The sequence below is a fragment of the Anaerocaecibacter muris genome (assembly GCF_943192945.1).
In the GTDB taxonomy this organism is placed as follows: Bacteria; Bacillota; Clostridia; order Christensenellales; family Pumilibacteraceae; genus Anaerocaecibacter; species Anaerocaecibacter muris.
Genome location: NZ_CALPCE010000004.1, coordinates 122,448 through 144,118, shown reverse-complemented (window position 1 = coordinate 144,118; position 21,671 = coordinate 122,448). Strand labels below are relative to the sequence as shown.

Below are 21,671 nucleotides of genomic sequence, written 5' to 3'. Positions count from 1 at the left end.
ACGAAAGTAAACGAAAAGCACGGTAAACGCCCGTATAATGGAATTGACGGAGGGAAAAACCAATGCCGAGAAAACCCAAGCGACCGTGCAGTTATCCAGGGTGTCCGAAACTTGTGGAAGGGCAATATTGTGAGGAACACAAACGGCTGACGGATAAACAGTATAACCAATACGGGCGAGATGACTTTTCAAAGAATTTTTACAAAACGCCAGAATGGAGAGCGGCGCGAAAGCGACAGCTCGACAGTCAGCCGTTTTGCGAAGAATGCCTAAAAGCAGGAAAGCGAACGAAAGCAACTATGGTAGATCATATAAAACCTATCAAGCAAGGCGGAGATAAATTCGCACCGAGTAACCTGCAAAGCCTATGTTGGAGTTGCCACAGCCGAAAGTCGGTAGAAGAAGGTAGCCGATTCAGTAGAAAATAAAGTTTGAAAAAGTTTGAGTTTTCGTCGCTGTTTCGCTGGGCTCTTTCGAAAAAAGACGATATGATGTACCTACCAATAAAAAGGCGTTAGCCGAAAGGAGTAGGTATGGTAAACCAAGAAAATGTAACTGCCGAAAACTTTGTGTTCGAGCAGGTAGAAGAGAAACCGAAAGAGCTGCCCGAAGTAACCATATACAAGAACGGACTCGTGCGGTTCAGCCGTAAGGCGATAGAAAAGTATGGGCTACAAGATGCCGCAGTTGTGTGGGGCGAGAGTGAAAACCAAGATATGCTTGCGTTACGCAGAGAGCGCGGCGGTAGACCGATGCGCGGTGAGCATAAGGATACCACAAGCTGTCCGTTACGAATTGCGGAGAGGCACGTCGGTCGGTACAAGATCGAGTGCGTGGAAGAGGTGATGGTACTGCGCCCACTCGCGTGACCACGCGCAAAGATAGGGGCGGGCAAAAAGCTGACGGTTAAGCACCTAAGAGCGGGGCCGCACCTTCGCGCAAGTTTTCGCAAAATCAAAAATCAAACGGAAAAATCAAAATCGAAAAAGTTTAACGTAGTTAAAGGACGGTGACCGCCGCCCTTTTGATTTTATCTGGAAAATCAAAAATATCAAAAATCAAAGAGGAGGGAATATGGCAAGCGGTGGACGAAGACCGGGCGCAGGCAGACCAAGAAAAGCCGCCGCCCAAAAAGCACTCGAAGGCAATCCAGGCCGCCGCCCGATAGAGGTAGTGACCTTTAATGCTGAAGGCATAGAACTACCGAGTGAGCCGCCGAGTTACCTATCGGCAAAGGCAAAAGAGATATACCGAACGGTGTACGCTTGGCTTAAAGGGATAGGCTGCACAACGGGAATTCTTCCGTACAACTTGGAAGAGTACGCATTTTGCAAAGCGCGGTGGTTAGAGTGTGAAGACATGAATACCAAGCACGGACTACTCGTAAAAGACCCGACGAACGGGAAAGCGATGCCCTCGCCGTTCGTGGCAATGGCACAGCAATACTTAAAGCAGACAAACGAGGTGTGGAGCAAAATCTACCTCGTGGTACGCGAAAGCAAACTGTCGAAGTGGGACGATAAAAACCCGAACGACGACATTATGGAAAAAATATTGGGAGGTGGCGGCGGCTAATGGAATACACGCAAGAAAATCCTTTGCGGCTTGTTGAGCTGTTCGCAGGAATAGGTAGCCAAACGCAAGCACTCAAAAACATAGGGGTGCCGCATGAGGTGGTAGCTATCTCCGAAATTGATAAGTATGCGATAAAGAGTTACGAAGCGATACATGGCAAGGCGAACAATCTCGGCGATATACGGCAAATCAAATCGCTCCCCGCGGCGGACTTATGGACATACTCATTCCCTTGTCAAGATATATCGGTCGCCGGGAAAGGCGCAGGCATCAAAGAGGGAACGCGCAGCGGCTTGCTGTTTGAGGTTGAGCGGTTGCTCAATACCGCCGCCCAAGATGGAACGCTTCCGAAATACCTATTACTTGAAAATGTAAAAAACCTTGTAAGCAAACGTTTCAAAGCCGACTTTGACAGTTGGCTTTCTTTTTTGGGGCAGCTCGGGTACTCGAACTATTGGCAAGTTATGAATGCCAAAGATTACGATATACCGCAAAACCGAGAGCGTGTTTTTTGCGTTTCTATTCGTGGCAAACATGAACCGTTCTTCTTTCCTCAGCGCCGCGAACTCATCTTACGATTAAAGGATATGTTGGATGAGGAAGTGGACGAAAGATACTACCTTAAAGAAAGCACGATTCGGAGCATTCTTACATCCCAATTTAACGCTCGTCGTAACAGTGTACGGCAGGGGGATGACTTGGCGAATACGTTGTTGGCACGTGATTGGCGCGGACCGCAATGTGTTCAAGTCGGCGAAATGGTTGGCGGCAAGTGGGATAAGATGCACGATATTTCGCGGAGAGTGTATGAGCCGAGCGGACTGTCTCCGACTGTGCATTGTCAAGGCGGCGGAAATACAGAACTGAAAATCGTGGTGGCAGGACAATTCCAACCTGTGGACCGCGATTATAACCTAAAAGGAAAACAGCGTGAGGAACACTTTGAGTGTCGCAATGACGAAATAAGTAACGCCGTACTAACGGGAGATAGAAAGAATTGTGTGTGCATCGCGGCGATGCGCGGTCGCAATCCCGAAGATCCGTCGGACCGTTCTCCCGGCAAGCACTTGGAGCAGCGGCTTGAACTCGGAAATTCCGATGTGAGCAACACGCTGACATCCGTACAAAAAGACAACCTTGTAGTCGAAGGCGATTTCGTTGCTCGACGGTATGACGATTTCATCGCAGAAAAAGGGTATATTCCCGAAATGTTCAACGCCTATAACGAACAAGAAGTGAGTGACGTTGCACCGACGCTGACAAGTCGGTGTTCGTGTGCAGGCGGTATGTCTGCTGTGCTTAAACTTGAAGAACCTTTGCAGGTCAAGGTAGCAACCAAGCGTGGATACGAAGAGGCGAAGCGTGGTGATTATGTTAACATTACTTATCCCGGCAGCAAGACCAAGCGTGGGCGCGTAGGAAAAGGCGTGGCGCACACATTAACTTGCGGCGACGGGAATGCGGTTATAACGGAGAACGTGCGAATTCGCAAGCTCACGCCCAGAGAATGTCTACGCCTTATGGGATGGCACGACGAGCAAATCGACAAGATAGCCGCCGCCCATGTGAGTTCGACACAGCAATACCGACAAGCCGGGAACGGAATCGTGGTGCAAGTCTTGGAGTACATCTTCAAGGCTTTATTTTTTGGTGAAAGATGAAACTGTACAACGATGACTGCTTTTGTGTAATGCGAAATATGCCGAGCCGTTCGGTAGATATGATACTTACCGACTTGCCATACGGTACGACGCGAAATGAGTGGGATAGACCGCTACCGCTTGATAAGCTGTGGACGGAATTCGAACGCATCATAAAAGATCGAGGCGCAATCGTGTTGTTCGCACAAACACCGTTTGACAAAATTCTCGGTGCAAGCAATCCCAAGCTCTTGAAGTACGAATGGATATGGGTAAAGCGACAAGGTAGCGGACATCTAAATGCAAAGAAGATGCCGCTCAAACGCCACGAAAACCTCTTGGTATTTTATAAGAAACTGCCAAAGTACAATCCGCAAATGACAGAGGGCAAAGCGTACACGATAAAGAGTGGTCGAGCCAGTGCGAACTACGGCGAACAAAAAACAGTGGTCACCGAGAATTCGGGGATGCGGTATCCGACGAGTGTGTTGGAGTTCAATTCGGAGAAAGGCTTACATCCAACACAAAAGCCTGTCGCATTATGCGAATACCTTATACGCACATACACGGATGAGGGCGATACGGTTTTCGATTGTTGTATGGGTAGCGGTACAACAGGCGTGGCTTGCCGCCGCCTTAACAGAGAATTCATAGGGATAGAAAAGAATGCGAAAATGTACGCAATAGCAAAACAAAGGATCGCGGAGGCAAGATGCAATATATAGCAAGTATAAGCTACGGCAAAGATAGCCTTGCCATGCTTGAAGTAATAAAGCGACATTGTTTGCCGCTCGATCGAATCGTACACGTCGAGATAATGGCAACGAAGGATATCCCGGCGGATCTTCCGCCCATGATGGAATTCAAAAAGAAGGCGGATAAGATAATACTCGATAAGTACGGAATACCCGTTGAGCATCTTACAGCGTCGCACACTTACGAGGAATATTTCTACTATGTATGTAACGGAAAGAAAAGCCGTAATCGAGGAAAGATATACGGATTTCCGTTGCAAAAAGGAAATTGGTGCAACTCGCGGCTGAAGGTTGGTGTTCTCGACAAAGTGCAAAAGGGCGCGATCTGTTATATAGGCATCGCAGCGGATGAGCCGCGAAGATTCCATGCACTCTCCGAAACCAAGCGAAGTCCGCTTGTAGAGTTCGGATGGACGGAAGAAATGTGCCGAGCGTGGTGTGAATCAAATGACCTATTGAGTCCGATATATACGACCGCCGCCCGTGGCGGTTGTTGGTTTTGCCACAACCAAAGTGTAGAGCAACTGCGGTTACTATGCAAGAATTACCCAGAGTATTGGGCATTATTGCTCAAATGGGATGCGGATAGTCCCGTGTCTTTCAAAGGGAACGGACACACTGTCCGCGACTTTGACAAACGATTTTCGATGGAAGAGCAAGGAATAATATCAAAAGATAAGAAATTCCATTGGAAAGATATAAATAAAACGCCGCTATAATGCGGCGATAAAAACACTTTGGGGGTAAACGATAATTTTAATGAAAATGTCAAAGTTAATACTTCCAAGAAATTGATTTTAAAAATGTAAATCAAAGAAAACAGAATAAAGATTGAAATTATCATACGCAATACCCCCTTTTGCTTTATTTCGTTTACCCGTCCTAATGGACAAATGGCGTCTGGCAAGCCGTGGGGGTGCTGACGCAACGGCTCAATAAAATAGTATCAAAAATAACATAGAAAGTCAAGGAGAAAATATGACGAAACGCATTTACACAGCCGAGTCCGTAACGAGCGGACATCCCGATAAACTTGCCGACCTCATTGCCGACAGCATTCTTGACGAATGCTTGGAGCAGGACGAGAACAGCCGTGTGGCTTGCGAGGTTATGTTGGCGCACAATAAGTGCTTCATCAGCGGCGAGATAACGACCGCAGCCGACGAGGACTATGAATACATAGCGCGTTCGGTTATGGCGCAGGTCGGTTACGATACGACGAACATAGAGGTCGAGGTATGCGTCCACGAACAAAGCGGAGATATAGCCGCCGCCGTAGACGGAACGGAATTGGGCGCAGGCGATCAGGGCATAGTATACGGCTATGCGACCAACGAAACGGAAAACTATATGCCGCTCCCGATAGAACTCGCGCATCGGCTCACCGATCGCCTGGAAGAGTGTCGGCGTAAAGGAATCATCAAAGGACTGCAGCCCGACGGAAAGAGTCAAGTGTCGGTGCAGTATGTCGGAGATAAGTTCGACAAAATCACATCGGTCATTGTGTCCGCACAGCATACCGAACAAAAAGACTTTGATGTGCTGAAAGCCGAGATACGGCATAATGTCATCGGGTATGTGTTAGCGGACTACGACTTGTCGGATGCTGAAATCCTCATAAATCCGTCGGGGCGATTCGTGCTTGGCGGATTCGAGGCGGATACGGGACTGACCGGGCGCAAACTTATGGTCGACAGCTACGGTGGAATAGCACATCACGGCGGAGGTGCCATGTCGGGCAAGGACGCAAGCAAGGTGGATCGTAGCGGTGCGTACCTCGCAAGGTATATCGCCAAAAACATAGTCGCAGCTCGGCTTGCCGAAAAGGTTGAGGTCGCGCTGTCCTATGCGATAGGTGTTCCGCATCCGACAGCAGTGGATATAAACACATTCTATACGGGATCGGTCAACGAAAAGTTTATTGCCGAGGCGGTGGCGAAGGTGTTTGACCTATCGGTCGCAGGCGCGATCGAGAAACTCGACCTCCGCCGCCCGGTCTTTGCACAAACCGCAGTGGGCGGCCATTTCGGCAAAGACTACCTCGCATGGGAGAATACGGACAAAGCGGAGGCATTATATGGAGCAATACACCCGTGACCAAGTAGTAATCGAGAACCAACGTCTGGTATATCTCGCTTACAAGCAGTTGACAAAGACGGAGTTGATTCTTCAAAACGAGGCCGATATTATTTCGGAGGGTATGATAGGACTTATACGCGCCGCCGACAGCTTTGATGAGAAAAAAGGTAAGAAGTTCAGCACCTACGCAGTGAAGTGCATCAAAAATGCAATGCTCCAATACATACGTAAAATCAGTAAATATTGGGGAAAAGAGGTATCGCTGTATGCGCCTATAAGCAAAGACGATGACGGAAGTACGCTTTGCTATGCCGATGTTATCGAGGATGAAACGCCGTCGAACTGCTTTGAAGAGTGCGCAAAGTCTTTAATAGACGAGAGAATAGAGAAGCTCCCAGAAACCGACCGAGAAATAATGCAGGCGGTAATCGCAGGCTATAAGCAAAAAGAAATCGCCGCGATGATGGGGATACGGCAACCAACCATTTCGCGGCGAATCAAAAAAATACAGTATAGGCTTCGGAAAGAACTCAGCTCCTTGTGCGACCGATAATAAAATCGACCGTACAATCAAACCCATTTGCAAGGTTAATAACGGAATCGATCGTGGGAATGTGAGAACCATTCTTCCAATCGAAAAGGCGAGATGATGCAACGTGTGCCTTTTTATAGAAATGCCACCACGGACAGTTGAAATGTTGCTTGAGTATCAATAACTGTTCCGCGAACGGAGGGCAAGGGTAAAAGGTAGTACAGTAGTTTTCGTCTTCGCGCCCAAGAAGAAAATCGGTAGTGCATTGGAAATAGTCAGCCAATTTTACCAGGTTCTCGACGGACGGCTTACGTTCACCATGCAAATAACGCGCAATACAGGTAGCATCAACTCCAATAATCCGGGCAAGCTGAAATGGCGTAAGTTCACGCTCAAACATAAGCGAATCAAGTTGTTCAGAGAATTTCGACAAATTATCCATAAATAAGTCCTCTTTCTACAAAATATTATCTCCCATGTTGGCACTAAAAAGTTGCACTCTGCCAAGGTGGGAGTTTATAATATAAGTACACTTGAGCGCGCAAGGGTGAAGGAAAATTTGGAGAACTAAAAAATGGATAAAGAACATAACAACACGGCAAGACAAGCCATGCGAGAAGAGAAGATAAGCTCGCATGACATAGCACAGGAAATACTCCCGTTGCTTAAAGACTATTTTTGCGGCGAATTCACCGCCGCCGCCGATACCGTTTCTATAGCAATCGAAAACGGCCAACAGTTCCAACTGAAAATATCGGAGGTGGGGTGAATATGTACCGTAATAGCGGTGCGATAATCGGGTCGGGTAAACACGATATGTCGCAATATAATTTTATCAAAATAGCATTTGTGCAAAAAGAAAAAGAATATCGATTTGTGCCGCAAAAAGCCGAAACCGAGGAGGTGTTTAATGTTTAAGATAAAGAACGGACGGTTCATCTCCAAAGAGGTTTCGTTCGATATGCCAGAAGGATTCAATCTCGTACTTAACGACTGCTACCCGATGTTTAACCTTGTGCGGTTCGCATCGGATAATAAGGTCATCAAATACGGAAGAGTCTTCATCGAAATATCACTACAAAACTCCAAGAATCCCGAGTCGTATGATATGGCTAAATTACACGATTACGGTGCGCAAGTAAGAAGCGAGCCGTTCGAAGTAACAAGGGGAAAGGGAACGGCAAAGGCAGCATATTTCACCAGCGGTGAATATATGGACGTATACGAGGAACACTACCTTCTAAAAGAGCCAATCAACGGAGATAACCTCTTCAAAGTTCGTGTTTATAACCGGGCAGCCAAAGGGAAAAAGATAACGGCGGCGGTAGAGGATAGCCTGCAAATGCCCATAGTCAAAAAGTTCTTGGACAGCATTCAATACAATTAAAAACCGCGAAAAAGAGTCGACAAAAAAATGTCGGCTCTTTTGAAATTGTTGCGATTTTTCGCTGGACTTTCTACGATGAGCACGGTATTGTTTGTGCTACAAAACAAAAAGGAGTTGCAATCTATGCAAAAGTGTGGAAGTATCATCGAAAAAATAGGGCTGACGCAAATCAGCGACGAAACAGCAAAGTGCTTGCTCGATGCCTTTTATAAGGTAGAGAAAGAACAAGGCTACCTCAACGAATCAGTAACTACGATAATAAGCTATTTACATATGCGAGGAGAGGAAGCAAAAAAGCCGATCGTGCGGTTTCAAAGCCGAGGGGAAAGCGGAAATATCTATTATTTAATGAAATTGGTAGCCGACGCCTTGGATGACAATGAAGCAACGAAATCGTTGTGGAAAAGGGTAAAACAAGGGAATTACGATGAGGCGTTAGTTAAGATAAGAGAACAGGTAAGACTAATTGATTTGGACGGGGTATATTGATATGGATACATTTTTCAGCCAAAAATATTGCGATCGTTGCGGCAAGGAATTGTCGGGCGGACGCATAATGTCGATGTTTAATACGGACTGCATCTGTATGGAATGCAAGAAAAAGGAAACCGAATTGCCCGAATATAAGGACGCCATAAAAGCCGATTGCAGGCTATAAAGAGCGGCAACTACAATTATTCGGGGATTGGGCATCCTTTGAAAAAATAATTGAAAATTCTTTGAAAAAGTTTCGGTTTTGGGCGCGTTTTCGCTGGGCTCTTTGGCGTGTTTACGGTATTGTTTGGTTACAATCAAACGAGGCAAAACGCCCAAAGGAGAACACGCAAAATGAAAACACAAACCTTCGGAATCGAGATCGAACTCACAGGAATCACACGAGAGGCGGCGGCAAGGGTAATCGCCGAATACTTCGGCACGAGTTCATACTACGTCGGCGGCGGATACAGCACCTATGAGGCAACCGACAGACAGGGACGAAAGTGGAAAGCGATGCGCGACGGTAGCATACGCGCCGAACTGAAAAACGGCGAAAGCGCAAGCGGAGAGTACAAATGCGAAATCGTAACGCCCATATGCAAATACGAAGACATCGCGGACATACAGGAAATCGTAAGACAACTGCGGCACAAAGGCGCGATAGCCAACGAAAGCTGCGGAATACACGTCCACGTCGGTGCGGAGCAGCAAACGGCAAAAAGCCTACGCAATCTTGTCAATATAATGACAAGCAAAGAAGACCTACTATTCAAAGCACTCGGTGTACTAAAATCACGCGAGGAAGACTACTGCCAAAAAAATGATGAGCGATTCGTCAAACAGTTAAATGAGAGAAAGCCGCAAACGACCGCCGCCATCGAAGACTTATGGTACGGCGGTTGGAGCTACCGCAACGATCACTACCACTACAGCCGCTACCATGCACTCAACTTACACAGCCTGTGGCAAGGCAAGGGCATCGAGTTCCGATGCTTTAACGGAACAACCCACGCAGGCAAGATAAAGACCTACATACAATTATGCCTCGCAATATGCCACCAAGCACTCACGCAAAGCGGAGCAAGTGCAAGGCGCACGTCAAGCACGAACGAAAAGTACACCTTTCGCACCTGGCTACTGCGGCTCGGCATGATAGGTGATGAGTTCGAAACGGCAAGAATGTGGTTGCTCAAAAACTTCGAGGGTGACACGGGATACAAAAACGGCAGACCGATGGCAGTGGCGGCATAAGCCACCGCCACTGCAAACAAAAAAAAGGAGAATACAATCATGGCAAACAAACTTTATGTAGCATACGGCAGCAACCTAAACCTAACGCAAATGGCGCACAGATGTCCTAATGCAAAGGTGGTCGGCAAAGGAATACTCAAAGACTACCAACTGACATTCCGACACGTTGCAACGATAGAACCCGAAAAGGGCGCGGAAACGCCCGTCGGCGTGTGGGAAATAACACCTGCTTGTGAGAAAGCCTTGGATATCTACGAAGGGTATCCGCGAATGTACCGCAAGGAAACTGTCGAAGTGGAAATGATGGACGGTACGCGCAAGCAAGCGATGGTGTACATTATGAACGACGGGGAGCCCTGCTTGCCGAGCGAATACTACTACGGAACGATTCGACGCGGCTATGCGGATGTCGGACTCGACGAAAAGTACCTATACACCGCTCTTGCGGATACGGTAAAACGAATGCAAAAATAAACCAATAAAAAAAGCGTGTTCGAGAAAGAGTGCTTCTGCGCTCTTTTTCATTTATCGGAGGGGCAATGGCATATAACAAAAAACTCGCCGACCGCGCCGTTGCTTTTATAAATTCGCTCAAGCACACAAAAGGCACTTGGCACGGATTGCCGTTCGAACTGTTACCTTGGCAGGACAAGATCATACGAGATGTGTTCGGAACAGTTAAAGAGAACGGATATAGGCAATATAATACGGCGTATGTAGAGATACCTAAAAAGCAGGGTAAGAGCGAGATCGCGGCGGCGGTCGCGCTTTATTTATTGGCTGGCGATGGAGAATGGGGCGCGGAAGTTTACGGCTGCGCCGCCGACCGACAGCAAGCAAGTATCGTGTTCGATGTCGCTTGCAATATGGTGGAACAATGCCCGGCATTAAAGAAACGCATCAAACCTATAATGAGCCAAAAGCGGCTCGTATATCAGCCTCTCAATGCGTTCTACCAAGTGTTGTCGGCGGAAAGCTACACAAAGCACGGACTCAACGTCCACGGAGTGGTGTTCGACGAGCTCCACGCGCAACCCACTCGCGCACTTTACGATGTCATGACGCACGGATCGGGTGATGCGCGAAAACAGCCGCTGTTCTTCCTTATAACCACGGCAGGCACGGATCGCAACTCAATATGTTGGGAAATCCACCAGAAAGCAAAAGACATACTCGCAGGTCGCAAGCGCGATAGATCGTTTTATCCTGTTATATACGGCGCGGATGAAGACGATGATTGGGGCGATGAAAAGGTGTGGCATAAAGCCAACCCGTCGCTCGGCGTAACAGTCGATATTGACAAGTTGCGTATCGCATACGAATCGGCAACGGACAATCCTGCCGAGGAAAACCTATTCCGACAGCTACGCCTTAACCAATGGGTCAAGCAATCGGTTCGATGGATGCCGATGGACGCTTGGGATAAGTGTGCATTCGCGGTCGATGCGGAGGCACTTGCCGGGCGAGAATGCTATGGTGGACTCGACCTTTCGAGTAGTACCGACGTAACCGCATTTGTGCTTGTCTTTCCGCCGCAAGGCGATGAGGACAGGTATGTAGTGTTGCCGTTCTTTTGGATACCCGAAGACACGATAGAACTGCGTGTGCGCCGCGACCACGTTCCGTATGACGTGTGGAAAACCAAGGGGCAAGTGATAACCACCGAAGGCAACGTGATCCACTACGGCTACATCGAAAACTTTATAGAGGAACTCGGCAAAAAGTACCACATAAAAGAGATAGCGTTCGATAGATGGGGAGCGGTGCAAATGACGCAAAACCTCGAAGGTATGGGATTCACGGTAGTGCCGTTCGGACAGGGATTCAAAGATATGAGCCCGCCGACAAAAGAATTGATGAAACTCGTACTCGAACAAAAGATAGCGCACGGCGGCAACGTGCCGCTTCGGTGGATGATGGACAACGTGTTCGTGCGCACCGATCCTGCCGGGAATATAAAGATGGATAAGGAAAAGTCAACCGAAAGGATAGACGGAGCGGTCGCGCTTGTTATGGCATTGGACCGTGCGATTCGCAATCAAGGGACGGCGGACAGCGTGTACAACGACCGTGGAATCATCGTGATTTAACGAAAAAAATCTTTGAAAAAGTTTCGTGTTTTGGGCGTTTTTCGCTGGGCTCTTTCGTTGTTTTACGGTATTGTTTGGTTACAAAATCAAGCAAGGGCAAGCCTGCCCGAAGGAGTAAAAAATGGCTACGGAAAAGAAAGTACAAGCAACACTTAAGAGCGCAATAGGGTTTTATATCGGCGATGTGTGCTATGCGATGTCCGACGAAGACTACGACGGCAAATGGCACAAAGATGATTATAGCGATTTCGAAGGTACACACGAACTGCGAGGACACAGATTCGCCATAGGCGGCACGGCATACGGAGACGGCGAATACGAAGACCAATTCGGACATTGCTACGGCGTCGATTCGGGAACGATAGGCATCCTGCCGTATGAGCTCTGCGAAAAGAGAAACCCTTATGAACTCGATAAGCTCGGACGATTCGTAAGAGCGATGACCGCGACATTCACAGCCGAGGACGGTGAGTTCGATATAAAAGTAGGCTCCGAATGCTACCACATAAACACGAACGATGAATATGACGATGATGAAGAAGATTACGATTATAACGACTACGAATCCGACGAAGACTACGATTAAACGGTAAAATCCGCGACCGCTCCGAAAGGGGCGGTTATTATTTTGAAAAGGAGAGCGCAATGCAAATAGAAAAGAAAAAAGTGGACGACCTAAAAGCCGCCGCCTATAATCCGCGCAAAGACCTGCAACCGGGCGATGCGGAATACGAAAAACTCAAACGGAGCATTTTGGAGTTCGGGTACGTCGAGCCCGTTATATGGAACAAGCGCACGGGCATCGTTGTGGGCGGACACCAACGGCTCAAAGTTATGAAGGACCTCGGCTACACCGAAGTCGATTGCGTTATTGTGGACCTCGACGAGAGAAAAGAAAAGGCACTCAATATCGCGCTCAACAAAATCAGCGGCGAGTGGAACAACGACCTCCTTGCCGACCTCTTACGCGACTTGGACGGGAGTGGTTTCGACATAACGCTGACGGGCTTCGACCTTGCCGAGGCGCAAGAGTTGTTCGGCAGCGGCTCAATGGAAAACGTCCACGAAGACGATTTTGACGCGGAGTCGGCGTTAAGCGAAACCGCCGATTGTAAGACCGTTTCGGGCGATTTGTGGCACTTGGGAGAGCATAGGCTACTGTGCGGCGATTGTACGCAAATCGAGGACGTGCGGCGCGTTTTGGACGGCAAGGCGGCGGACGTGATGGTTACCGATCCGCCGTATAATGTTGATTACGGCTCGGCGATTGTCGGAAAGAATAAGTCCAAAACACGCGATAACAGCAACATAGCAAACGATAACCTCTCCGATGACGAGTTCTATCAGTTCCTGTTGGCGTTTTACAAGGCGGCGGAAAGAGGACTGAAAAAGGGTGCGCCCGTTTATGTGTTCCACAGCACAAAGGAAACGGTCAACTTTACGAAAGCGATGGTAGACGCAGGATTCAAGTATGCGCAAACGCTCGTGTGGTACAAAAACCACTTTACGCTCGGAAGGCAAGATTATCAGTGGATACATGAGCCTATACTCTACGGATGGAAGGAAGGCGCAGGGCATTACTTTGTGGACGACCGAACGCAACCGACCGTATACGAGGAATTGCGGCTTGCCGTGAAAAAGATGGGCAAAGCCGAACTCGTTGAACTTTTGGAAAAAATGCTCGAAAAGCCGACGACCGTTGTTAAAGACAATAAGCCGAGCAAGTCCCCCGATCATCCGACAATGAAGCCGATAACGCTGTGTGCCAAGCTCATATTCAACAGCAGCCACGAAGGGGATACGGTGTTCGAGCCGTTTTGCGGCAGCGGAAGTACGCTCATAGCCGCCGCCCAGCTCGACCGCAAGTGCTGCGCCATAGAATTGGAGCCGCGCTACTGCGACGTTATTGTTCGGCGATACAAAGAACAGTATCCCGACGCCGAAATAAGGCACATCCGCGAGGGTGTGGAAATCTTCGATTAAACCCCTCGAATTCGAGTACATTAGGCGTAAAATTCTTTGAAAAAGTTTGAGTTTTGGGCGGTGTTTCGCTGGGCTCTTTCGCGCGAGCACGGTATACTTTGGTTACAAAATTAAGCAAGGGCAAACGCCCGAAGGAGTCAAAAATGGAAACCAAAATAACCAAAGCAACGGAAAGAAAACTCGTCAAGATCGCGCAACAGGAAATCCCCGCACTCGAAAGCCGAGCCGACCTCGAACAGCAAATGAGCGACAGCCTCGACTTTATCGATGGCATCGCGGTATGGGAAATCAAGGCGGCGCTCATAGCCGCATACAATCTCGGACGGGCGGCGGCCAAGAAGGGGAAATAAAATGGAAAAGCAAGAACGCACGGCAATCGAGAAAAGGCTGTTCCGCACTCTTAAGAATTATACGCACGGCTATCACAGCAATGCGACCGAGAAAGAAAAAGAAGCCTACGATGCGAAGGTTGAGCAACTCAAAGCAAGGATACTCGATGACGTGGAACACGCTCCCGAAATCATCGCCGAAGAGTTCACGGCGCATCAAGCCAAGATGTATCGAGCGCAAATGAGCGGAGAGTACGCAACGCTCAAATGCAACGCCGAATGGAAAGCAATAGACAACGTGTGTATGGCACTCATCGACAGCAAGCCATTCAAAGAATAAAAAGCATAGCAAAATATCGAAAACCGAAACCGTCCAACCGGGCGGTTTTATCATTTCAAAAAACGGAGGGAGTATGGGATTATTCGGTCGAAGTCGGGATGCGCCAAAAAAGGAAAAGCGCAATGCGCCAAGCAAAGAAATGCAAGAATTTATTCGCGGCGTGGACGTGGATATGGGCGGCGGCTCGGCGAGCGGTGTGCGCGTGGATGAACTCCGCGCTATGCAAACAAGTGCGGTGTACGCTTGCGTAAAGATACTTGCGGAAACGGTGGCGAGTCTGCCGTTGCACTTATACAAAAAAGGGAAAAACGGTAAAAACGAAACGGCGGAGCAGCATCCGCTTTTTTCGTGCTTGTACGAATCGCCGAACGAGGAAATGACGAGCTTCGAGTTCCGCGAAACGATGATGACATCGCTGTTATTGTGGGGCAACGCTTATGCGCGAAAGATACGCAAGAACGGACACGTCGCCGAACTGTGGTACTTAAAGCCGAATCTAATGACGGTCGAGCGCGACAGCCAAACGGGAAGTATAAAGTACACATACTCCGACGACATAAAGAATCAAACATTCGTATATTCGCCCGATCAGGTGTTCCACGTCAAAGGTTTGTCTATCGACGGGGTACTCGGACTGAGCCCTATTGCGCAAGCGCGTGAGGCTGTCGGACTGTCGCTCGCCACCGAGCAGTACGGTGCAAAGTTCTTTGGCAACGGAGCGCGACCGGGCGGTGTTCTCGAACATCCCGGCATTCTGAAAGACCCAGAGAAACTGCGAGAGTCGTGGAACAAAGTGTATCAGGGAACGCGCAACAGCCATAAGGTGGCGGTACTCGAAGAAGGGATGAAATACCACACTATAGGCATTGCGCCCGAAGACGCACAGTTTCTCGAAACGCGCAAGTACCAAGTCAACGAAATATGCCGCATCTTCCGTGTTCCGCCGCACCTTGTCGGCGATTTGGACAGAGCGACGTTCAGCAACATAGAACATCAATCCATAGAGTTCGTTCAGCACACGGTACGTCCGTGGCTTGTACGGTGGGAACAAAGCATAAGCCGCCAACTCCTCGACGAGAAAGAGCGGCTTTTGTATTTTGCAAAGTTCAATGTGGACGGACTGTTGCGCGGCGATTACAAGTCGAGAATGGAAGGTTATGCGGTAGGGCGGCAAAACGGATGGCTGTCCATAAACGACATACGACGCTTGGAAGATATGCCTCTCGTGCCTGCCGAAAAAGGCGGCGATGAGTACCTTGTCAACGGCAACATGATAACCGCCAATCAACCGAAACAAAAAGAAGGAGGTAACGATGAATAGCAAAAAGGAATTGCGAATGCTTCCGATGAAGGAATTGCGCATCGCGGATGTCGACGGCGGCGGTCTGGTCATAGAAGGACACGCCGCTGTGTTCGACTCGTGGTCGGAAACGCTCGGAGGGATATTCCCGTTTAAGGAAGTGGTGCGAAAAGGTGCGTTCAACGAAAGCATCGGCAAGGACGATATCCGCGCTCTTTTCAATCACGATCCGAACTATGTGCTTGGGCGTAACCGCGCGGGTACGCTCGAACTCGTGGAAGACGAAATCGGCTTGCGTGTTCGTATAACGCCGCCCGATACGAGCTGGGCAAAGGACGTTGTTACGAGCATTCGGCGCGGCGATATAACGCAAATGTCCATCGGCTTTGTCGTGTTAAGCGATAAGTGGTCCACCGATGACGGAATGGACGTGCGCGAAATTCGCAAGGTGCAACTGTTCGATGTGAGTCCCGTCACGTTCCCGGCATACACGGAAACCGACGTCGGTGTTCGCGCTATGCAGGAATACGACGGGTACAAAGCCGAACAGCGCAGCAAAGCGGAAGAAGCGGAAAAGGCGGCGGAACTCGCCGCCAAAAGAGCCAAAGAACAAGCAAAGCTCGAAAACCTGAAAACCAAATTCAAAAATATTTAATCGGAGGTTAACCAATAAATGAACATCAAGAAAATTCTCGAAATGAAGGCAAAGCGCGAGGATGCGCGGCTCAAAGCAATGGCGGTACTCAACAAAGCAGATGCCGAAGACCGCTTTTTGACCGACGACGAACAAAAGGAAATCGACAAATACGAATCGGAAATCCGCGCGTGGGACGAGAGCATCGCAAGAGCGGAAAAAATGCTTGCCATCGAGCCCGAAGACAGGGCGGCGGAAAAACCCGAAGTCAAGCCGACGCCGAATAAGAGCGGCGAAGAGAAACGGTTTGCTACGTTCGGCGAACAACTTCTTGCGACGTACCGCGCGGCGATGCCGGGCGGTGTGACCGATGAGCGCCTTTCCACCAGAGCGGCAAGCGGACTCAACGAAACCACGCCCTCGGACGGCGGATTTCTCGTTCAGCAGGACTTTGTGACCGAACTGCTCAAGCGCACCTACGAGACGGGTATTCTCGCAAGTAAGGCGAAGAAAATCCCCATTTCGACCAATGCGAACGGACTCAAAATCAACGCCGTGGACGAAGACAGTCGCGGAAACGGCAGCCGTTGGGGCGGCGTTCAAGCGTTCTGGGAGTCCGAAGCGGACGAGCATACGGGCAGCAAGCCGAAGTTCCGTCAACTCGATTTGTCGCTGAAAAAGCTCACGGGGCTGTGTTACGCGACCGATGAACTGTTGCAGGATGCGGCGGCACTCGAATCGGTCATTCGCCAAGCATTTGCCGAAGAGTTCGGATTCAAGATCGACGACGCCATTCTGGACGGCAGCGGCGAAGGACAGCCGCTCGGCATTCTCAAAAGCGGTGCGCTTGTCAAAGTCGAAAAAGAGAAAGACCAGTCCGCCGTCGTGACGGTAGAAAATATCGTCAAGATGTGGAATCGGCTGTGGTCGAAATCGCGGTCGAGCGCAGTGTGGTATATCAACCAAGAGATCGAGCCGTACCTGTACACGCTCAAACTCGGAGATAAACCCGTGTATATCCCGGCAGGCGGCATTTCCGAAAAGCCTTACGCCACGATATTCGGCAGACCCGTCGTGCCGCTCGAACAGTGCAATGCGCCGGGCGAAGTCGGAGATATCGTGCTCGCGGACATCGGGCAGTACCTTCTCATCGACAAGGGCGGCGTGAAAGCGGCAAGTTCCATCCACGTCCGCTTCCTGTACGACGAGAACGTGTTTCGCTTTATTTATCGCGTGGACGGCAAGCCTATTTGGAACAAACCGCTTGCGCCGTACAAAGGCAAAGCCACGGTTTCGCCGTTCGTTACGCTGGACAAACGTGGTGCATAGCGTAAAGGCGGTGGGCGCGTGATAAGTTTACAGGAAACAAAGGAATTTCTCCGTGTGGACGACGATACCGAAGACGCGCTCATTTCCTCGCTTATCGTAACGGCAAAGGTATTGGTCGAAGACGTATTGCGAAGACCGCTTGCGGACTTCGACCGAATACCAGAGCCGATATACCAAGCAATGCTCATCGTAACCGCGACGCTTTACGAAGAGCGGCAAGTATCGAAGGATAAATCGGGTGTGTCCGTTACGGACACGCTCGATATGATCCGACGAATGCTGTTTGCGTACCGCAAGGGAGCGTTCTGATGCGAATAGGAAAACTCAACCGCCGAGTGGAAATTCTCGAATTCATAACGAGCCGCGACGAATACGGCGGCGAAGTCGGCGAGTGGAAAGCCGTTAAAACGGTTTGGGCGAGCATTGTGACCGTAAGCGGCACGGAGCAACTTGTTTCGCAACAAGTGACTGCGGAGGCGGTAGCGAAAATAACAATGCGGTTTTTGCCGTGGTTGACAGTATTGCACCGCATTCGTTACGGCAAAAAACTGTACGAAATAGTGGGTGCGATTGACGCGGATACGGCGCACACGGAAACTATAATCAACTGCAAGGAGAAGGTAAACGATGGGCTACAGTGCAAAACAGCTAAAAGTCAAGACTACGGTGGAGGGTGCGGATGCGCTTGTAAAAGACCTGAAAGCAATGGAGGAAGCGGCGGCGGATGCGCTGATGGCGGCGGCGAAAGCGGGCGGTAAAATCGCACTCGAAGATGCCAAGCGCAACTGTCCCGTGGATACGGGCGCACTCAAACAAAGTCTGCATTTGACCGACGGCAAAGCGACGGCGGTAAAAGCGACTGTGCAAGTCGACTACGATAAATCGCTCAAATACGGTACGCACGTCGAACTCGGCAGCCGAAACCGTCCCGCCAATCCGTTTATGCGTAACGCCGTTGACGACAACCAAAATAAAATCAACGATGCTATCACGGCGGAACTGTCGAGAGCGGTAGGTCGCAAGATATGAAAGATATTTGCCAAGCGGTTTATGAGTATCTGTGTTCGAGAAAAGATATTACGGCTCGCGTCAAGGACAGGATATATCCCATAATCTTGCCGCAGTCTGCGCCGCTCCCGGCAATCGTGTACGCGCCAGTGCTTGCCAACTACGACAGCGCATTGCAAGGCGACACAGGCTATGTGCGGCAAACGGTGCAGTTTGTCAGCCACGATACGACTTATAAGAAAACACGCGAACTCTCGCGGCTCATAAAGAAAGCATTGCAAGATTACAAAGGGGATATGTGCGGACTGAACATTCAAGCCGTGTTCATCAAATCCGACTACGAGTATAACGGAAACACGGCGCTCAAATTCGATACCGAGGAATACATGTCAAGCATCGAATTTGAGATACATTTCAACGAAAAATAAGGAGGTAAATATGGCGGTAGCAGGCAAAAACGGCAAAGTCGTCATAGGCACGGAAAGCGACCAAAAGGTGGTCGGCATCAAGAATTGGTCGCTCGAACTTTCGCTCGACACGCTCGAAACGACCTCGCTCGGCGACGATTGGAAGAACTATATCACGGGTCTCAAAGAGTGGTCGGCGTCGAGCGAAGGCGATTACGAAGTACCTTTGGACGGGCAAGGGCAAGCGGCTTTGCAATACGCATATCTGCACGGCACGACGGTCACTTTGAAACTGTTCGTGGACGAAAAGAACTACTACACGGGCGAGGCGTACATCAACAGTCTTTCCATAGAAGACCCGGTCGATGACGTTGTGTCCATCAGCATCGAATGCACGGGGACGGGCGCACTGTCGTTCGAACTCGGCGAATAGGAGGCGATATGAAAAAGGGAATCACCATAACACTGGATAAACCGCGCACGTTGCGCTACGGAATGAATGCGCTCGCCAAGATCGAAGACATCACGGGCAAAACGCTGATGTCTCTCGACCTCGGCAACGTCGGCATTAAAGACCTGCTCGCCATCGTGTACGCAGGACTTTGCCACGAAGACAAGTCGCTGACTATCGAAAAGGTCGGCGATTTAATCGACGAGTACACCGACCTCAACACGATAGCCGAAAAGATAGGCGATGCGCTGACCGAGGCATTCGGTACGACGAAGGCGGAGGGTGGCGGCACGGGGGAAGCGTAGCCGCCGTTTTTGACCTTGCGGCGCTTTTAGACCGTGCTGTCGTGCAATTCGGACTCGATCCTTTATCGGTCGGCGAATATACGCCGTATGAATTAACTCTCCTTGCACAGCAAAAACAACGGCGCGACCAAGATGAGTTTGAGAATCTGCTATGCCTTGCGTGGCATACCGAGGCATTTGCCAGGCAAAAGCGATTGCCGACGCTTGGCAAAGTCTTGCGCGATGCGCGAAAGAAGCCGAAAAAGCAGGCTAACAAAAGCGACGCAATATTAAAGGCAATGGCGGCGGAAAAGGGAATCATAGTAAAATAAATCTCTGCACTTATAGAGCAAATCAGTATAAACCCATGCAAAACAGCGAGTTGCTAAAAATAGATACAATTTTCTCTTCGAGAAAGCTTGACAATTCATATAACATAGTATATAATAAATTCAAACGAAATGTTATATTCGGAGTGCGGCTATGAACGAAATAATTAAACAGATTCGTGAATATACAAAGTTAAGTCAAGCTGAAATGGCGGATGAGCTGGGTGTCACGTTTGCAACAATAAATCGTTGGGAAAACGGTCACGCTATGCCGAATAATCTTGCACAAATGAAGGTGTACGATTTTTGCGTTCGGCATTCCGTGCCGCTTTACGAAATGATCATTCAAAAGGTGAAAAAAGCGGCAGCGGCAATAGAACTCGAAACGGATAGAATTGTTTTATACCACGGCTCGAAAGAGGGGCTCAAAGGAAAAATAGCGCCCATAAGTCGCAGTCGGTGTGATTTCGGACAAGGCTTTTATATGGGTACGGAACCGGGGCAACCGCTGACATTGGTGTGCGATTTTGCCAAGTCGAGGTTTTATATAGTGTCTATCAAGATCGGTGGACTTGCAACAGTGGAAGTACCTGCGGATATCGAGTGGGCAATGCTTGTAGCATATCATCGCGGAAGAATGGAAAAAATAAAATCCACGGCTTTATATCAAAAATACAAAAACTATTCCGAAAGCAGAGATTTGATTATAGGTAGCATAGCAAACGACAGAATGTTCTTTGTCATAGATAATTTCTTTCAAGAACTTATAACCGATCAGGCACTCGTAAACAGTTTATCGGCATTACAACTCGGAAAGCAGTATGTTGCAAAAACGCAAAAAGCGTGTGATGCAGTAAGAGTGGAAAGGGAAGTCGAGCTGTCGCCGTTAGAGCGGAAATGCTTGCAAGCGGTCAGTGAAGAAAACCGAGCAAAGGGCATTTCTATGGCGAACGATATTTGTAAAAACTATCGCAGAGAAGGTCGGTTTTTTGATGAAATTTTGGAAGCGGCATTGCGAGGTGATGTATGATTATGGATATATTGCAGTCTAAGTTATGCGATATTCAAGGGCGGTTGTTTGAGATGTCCGCAGATAAAGAATATGACAGTGTGACATTTATAAAACAGTTTATGAATTCGAATTTGGCGCACAATCTCGATTCGGAATACAATCGTATGCAATGGGCAGGAGAAGAATATCTCATGGAAGAGCTTGCTGACGAATGTGCGCAGTTACTTACGCACCACGGTACGCTTTTTACAAAAGACGAACTTTTTTGGATGGGATATATTTATAGATATTGGCATTTTTATACTGGTGAAGATAGCAGAAAAATTTATAAGCAAGCACCCGTAGAAACAATGAAAATAAACTATTATATGTTTCATACGATGTCACCTGAAATGGCGATTGATGATTTGAAAGAAATTTACAAGCAAAAGAAATCGTAAAATGATAACAAAATAAGAACAAAGCAAGTATCGAAAGGT

General features: G+C 48.8%; 31 protein-coding genes. 30 read left to right on the top strand and 1 reads right to left on the bottom strand.

Annotation, left to right across the window (positions count from 1 at the left end):
• Window positions 1-62: 62 nt before the first annotated feature.
• The 8 genes from NFR57_RS05030 (at window position 63) to NFR57_RS04995 (ending at window position 6,602) form a co-directional block, all read left to right on the top strand.
• Window positions 63-428, top strand: coding sequence for an HNH endonuclease (locus NFR57_RS05030; protein ID WP_251182745.1), 366 nt, complete (start codon window positions 63-65; stop codon window positions 426-428).
• 105 nt (window positions 429-533) lie between these two features.
• Complete coding sequence (locus NFR57_RS05025) at window positions 534-869, top strand: hypothetical protein (protein WP_251182744.1); 336 nt, start codon at window positions 534-536, stop codon at window positions 867-869.
• Between the two features lie 205 nt (window positions 870-1,074).
• The gene (locus tag NFR57_RS05020) at window positions 1,075-1,575 is read left to right on the top strand and encodes a P27 family phage terminase small subunit (RefSeq protein WP_251182743.1); all 501 of its coding nucleotides are present in this window, start codon (window positions 1,075-1,077) and stop codon (window positions 1,573-1,575) included.
• Window positions 1,575-3,236 (top strand): DNA (cytosine-5-)-methyltransferase, encoded by a 1,662-nt coding sequence (gene dcm, locus NFR57_RS05015; RefSeq protein ID WP_251182742.1) that lies wholly within the window; start codon window positions 1,575-1,577, stop codon window positions 3,234-3,236. Before NFR57_RS05020 ends, dcm begins: the two co-directional genes overlap by 1 nt.
• Window positions 3,233-3,940, top strand: coding sequence for a DNA-methyltransferase (locus tag NFR57_RS05010; protein ID WP_251182741.1), 708 nt, complete (start codon window positions 3,233-3,235; stop codon window positions 3,938-3,940). The genes dcm and NFR57_RS05010 overlap by 4 nt, the downstream gene beginning before the upstream one ends.
• Window positions 3,928-4,689 carry an adenine nucleotide alpha hydrolase family protein gene (locus NFR57_RS05005; protein WP_251182740.1) on the top strand — a complete coding sequence of 254 codons (762 nt, stop codon included), beginning with the start codon at window positions 3,928-3,930 and terminating at the stop codon, window positions 4,687-4,689. The genes NFR57_RS05010 and NFR57_RS05005 overlap by 13 nt, the downstream gene beginning before the upstream one ends.
• Window positions 4,690-4,948: 259 nt before the next feature.
• Window positions 4,949-6,067 (top strand): methionine adenosyltransferase, encoded by a 1,119-nt coding sequence (metK, locus tag NFR57_RS05000; protein ID WP_251182739.1) that lies wholly within the window; start codon window positions 4,949-4,951, stop codon window positions 6,065-6,067.
• Window positions 6,048-6,602: a sigma-70 family RNA polymerase sigma factor gene (locus NFR57_RS04995; RefSeq protein ID WP_251182738.1), complete on the top strand. Its 555-nt coding sequence runs from the start codon at window positions 6,048-6,050 to the stop codon at window positions 6,600-6,602. Before metK ends, NFR57_RS04995 begins: the two co-directional genes overlap by 20 nt.
• Here NFR57_RS04995 and NFR57_RS04990 read toward each other — a convergent pair.
• Window positions 6,580-7,023, bottom strand: coding sequence for a helix-turn-helix domain-containing protein (locus tag NFR57_RS04990; RefSeq protein ID WP_251182737.1), 444 nt, complete (start codon window positions 7,021-7,023; stop codon window positions 6,580-6,582). The genes NFR57_RS04995 and NFR57_RS04990 overlap by 23 nt on opposite strands.
• 132 nt (window positions 7,024-7,155) lie before the next feature.
• Here NFR57_RS04990 and NFR57_RS04985 point away from each other — a divergent pair, with 132 nt between their 5' ends.
• The 22 genes from NFR57_RS04985 to NFR57_RS04880 all read left to right on the top strand — a co-directional run bounded on the left by NFR57_RS04985 (window position 7,156) and on the right by NFR57_RS04880 (window position 21,632).
• A complete protein-coding gene (locus NFR57_RS04985; RefSeq protein WP_251182736.1) occupies window positions 7,156-7,350 on the top strand; it encodes a hypothetical protein in 195 nt (64 codons plus the stop codon).
• A gap of 141 nt (window positions 7,351-7,491) precedes the next feature.
• Window positions 7,492-7,968 (top strand): hypothetical protein, encoded by a 477-nt coding sequence (locus NFR57_RS04980; RefSeq protein WP_251182735.1) that lies wholly within the window; start codon window positions 7,492-7,494, stop codon window positions 7,966-7,968.
• Between the two features lie 123 nt (window positions 7,969-8,091).
• Window positions 8,092-8,457 (top strand): hypothetical protein, encoded by a 366-nt coding sequence (locus tag NFR57_RS04975; protein ID WP_251182734.1) that lies wholly within the window; start codon window positions 8,092-8,094, stop codon window positions 8,455-8,457.
• Between the two features lies 1 nt (window position 8,458).
• Window positions 8,459-8,626 carry a gamma-glutamylcyclotransferase gene (locus tag NFR57_RS04970; RefSeq protein WP_251182733.1) on the top strand — a complete coding sequence of 56 codons (168 nt, stop codon included), beginning with the start codon at window positions 8,459-8,461 and terminating at the stop codon, window positions 8,624-8,626.
• A 170-nt stretch (window positions 8,627-8,796) separates the two neighbouring features.
• Window positions 8,797-9,696 (top strand): amidoligase family protein, encoded by a 900-nt coding sequence (locus NFR57_RS04965; RefSeq protein ID WP_251182732.1) that lies wholly within the window; start codon window positions 8,797-8,799, stop codon window positions 9,694-9,696.
• A gap of 39 nt (window positions 9,697-9,735) precedes the next feature.
• On the top strand, window positions 9,736-10,170 hold the full coding sequence (locus NFR57_RS04960) for a gamma-glutamylcyclotransferase family protein (RefSeq protein WP_251182731.1): 435 nt from the start codon (window positions 9,736-9,738) through the stop codon (window positions 10,168-10,170).
• A 65-nt stretch (window positions 10,171-10,235) separates the two neighbouring features.
• Window positions 10,236-11,786, top strand: a complete 1,551-nt coding sequence (locus NFR57_RS04955; RefSeq protein WP_251182730.1) for a terminase large subunit — start codon at window positions 10,236-10,238, stop codon at window positions 11,784-11,786.
• A 121-nt stretch (window positions 11,787-11,907) separates the two neighbouring features.
• Entirely contained in the window at window positions 11,908-12,372 is a 465-nt protein-coding gene (locus tag NFR57_RS04950) for a hypothetical protein (protein WP_251182729.1), read from the top strand.
• Between the two features lie 59 nt (window positions 12,373-12,431).
• Window positions 12,432-13,769, top strand: coding sequence for a site-specific DNA-methyltransferase (locus tag NFR57_RS04945; protein ID WP_251182728.1), 1,338 nt, complete (start codon window positions 12,432-12,434; stop codon window positions 13,767-13,769).
• 143 nt (window positions 13,770-13,912) lie between these two features.
• On the top strand, window positions 13,913-14,119 hold the full coding sequence (locus tag NFR57_RS04940) for a DUF6900 domain-containing protein (protein ID WP_251182727.1): 207 nt from the start codon (window positions 13,913-13,915) through the stop codon (window positions 14,117-14,119).
• A 1-nt stretch (window position 14,120) separates the two neighbouring features.
• On the top strand, window positions 14,121-14,438 hold the full coding sequence (locus NFR57_RS04935; RefSeq protein ID WP_251182726.1) for a hypothetical protein: 318 nt from the start codon (window positions 14,121-14,123) through the stop codon (window positions 14,436-14,438).
• A gap of 139 nt (window positions 14,439-14,577) precedes the next feature.
• Window positions 14,578-15,759, top strand: a complete 1,182-nt coding sequence (locus tag NFR57_RS04930; protein ID WP_251182846.1) for a phage portal protein — start codon at window positions 14,578-14,580, stop codon at window positions 15,757-15,759.
• Window positions 15,752-16,393, top strand: coding sequence for an HK97 family phage prohead protease (locus NFR57_RS04925; RefSeq protein ID WP_251182725.1), 642 nt, complete (start codon window positions 15,752-15,754; stop codon window positions 16,391-16,393). The genes NFR57_RS04930 and NFR57_RS04925 overlap by 8 nt, the downstream gene beginning before the upstream one ends.
• Before the next feature lie 18 nt (window positions 16,394-16,411).
• A complete protein-coding gene (locus tag NFR57_RS04920; RefSeq protein ID WP_251182724.1) occupies window positions 16,412-17,701 on the top strand; it encodes a phage major capsid protein in 1,290 nt (429 codons plus the stop codon).
• Window positions 17,702-17,719: 18 nt separating this feature from the next.
• Window positions 17,720-18,010: a head-tail connector protein gene (locus NFR57_RS04915; RefSeq protein ID WP_251182723.1), complete on the top strand. Its 291-nt coding sequence runs from the start codon at window positions 17,720-17,722 to the stop codon at window positions 18,008-18,010.
• Complete coding sequence (locus NFR57_RS04910) at window positions 18,010-18,459, top strand: phage head closure protein (RefSeq protein WP_251182722.1); 450 nt, start codon at window positions 18,010-18,012, stop codon at window positions 18,457-18,459. The genes NFR57_RS04915 and NFR57_RS04910 overlap by 1 nt, the downstream gene beginning before the upstream one ends.
• The gene (locus NFR57_RS04905) at window positions 18,407-18,730 is read left to right on the top strand and encodes an HK97-gp10 family putative phage morphogenesis protein (protein WP_251182721.1); all 324 of its coding nucleotides are present in this window, start codon (window positions 18,407-18,409) and stop codon (window positions 18,728-18,730) included. Before NFR57_RS04910 ends, NFR57_RS04905 begins: the two co-directional genes overlap by 53 nt.
• Window positions 18,727-19,137, top strand: a complete 411-nt coding sequence (gene gp17 / locus NFR57_RS04900) for a tail completion protein gp17 (RefSeq protein ID WP_251182720.1) — start codon at window positions 18,727-18,729, stop codon at window positions 19,135-19,137. Before NFR57_RS04905 ends, gp17 begins: the two co-directional genes overlap by 4 nt.
• Before the next feature lie 10 nt (window positions 19,138-19,147).
• A complete protein-coding gene (locus tag NFR57_RS04895; protein ID WP_251182719.1) occupies window positions 19,148-19,549 on the top strand; it encodes a phage tail tube protein in 402 nt (133 codons plus the stop codon).
• Between the two features lie 8 nt (window positions 19,550-19,557).
• Window positions 19,558-19,872, top strand: a complete 315-nt coding sequence (locus NFR57_RS04890; RefSeq protein WP_251182718.1) for a hypothetical protein — start codon at window positions 19,558-19,560, stop codon at window positions 19,870-19,872.
• Between the two features lie 462 nt (window positions 19,873-20,334).
• Window positions 20,335-21,210: a DUF3990 domain-containing protein gene (locus tag NFR57_RS04885; protein ID WP_251182717.1), complete on the top strand. Its 876-nt coding sequence runs from the start codon at window positions 20,335-20,337 to the stop codon at window positions 21,208-21,210.
• 2 nt (window positions 21,211-21,212) lie between these two features.
• Complete coding sequence (locus tag NFR57_RS04880) at window positions 21,213-21,632, top strand: hypothetical protein (RefSeq protein WP_251182716.1); 420 nt, start codon at window positions 21,213-21,215, stop codon at window positions 21,630-21,632.
• The last annotated feature ends 39 nt before the right edge of the window (window positions 21,633-21,671 follow it).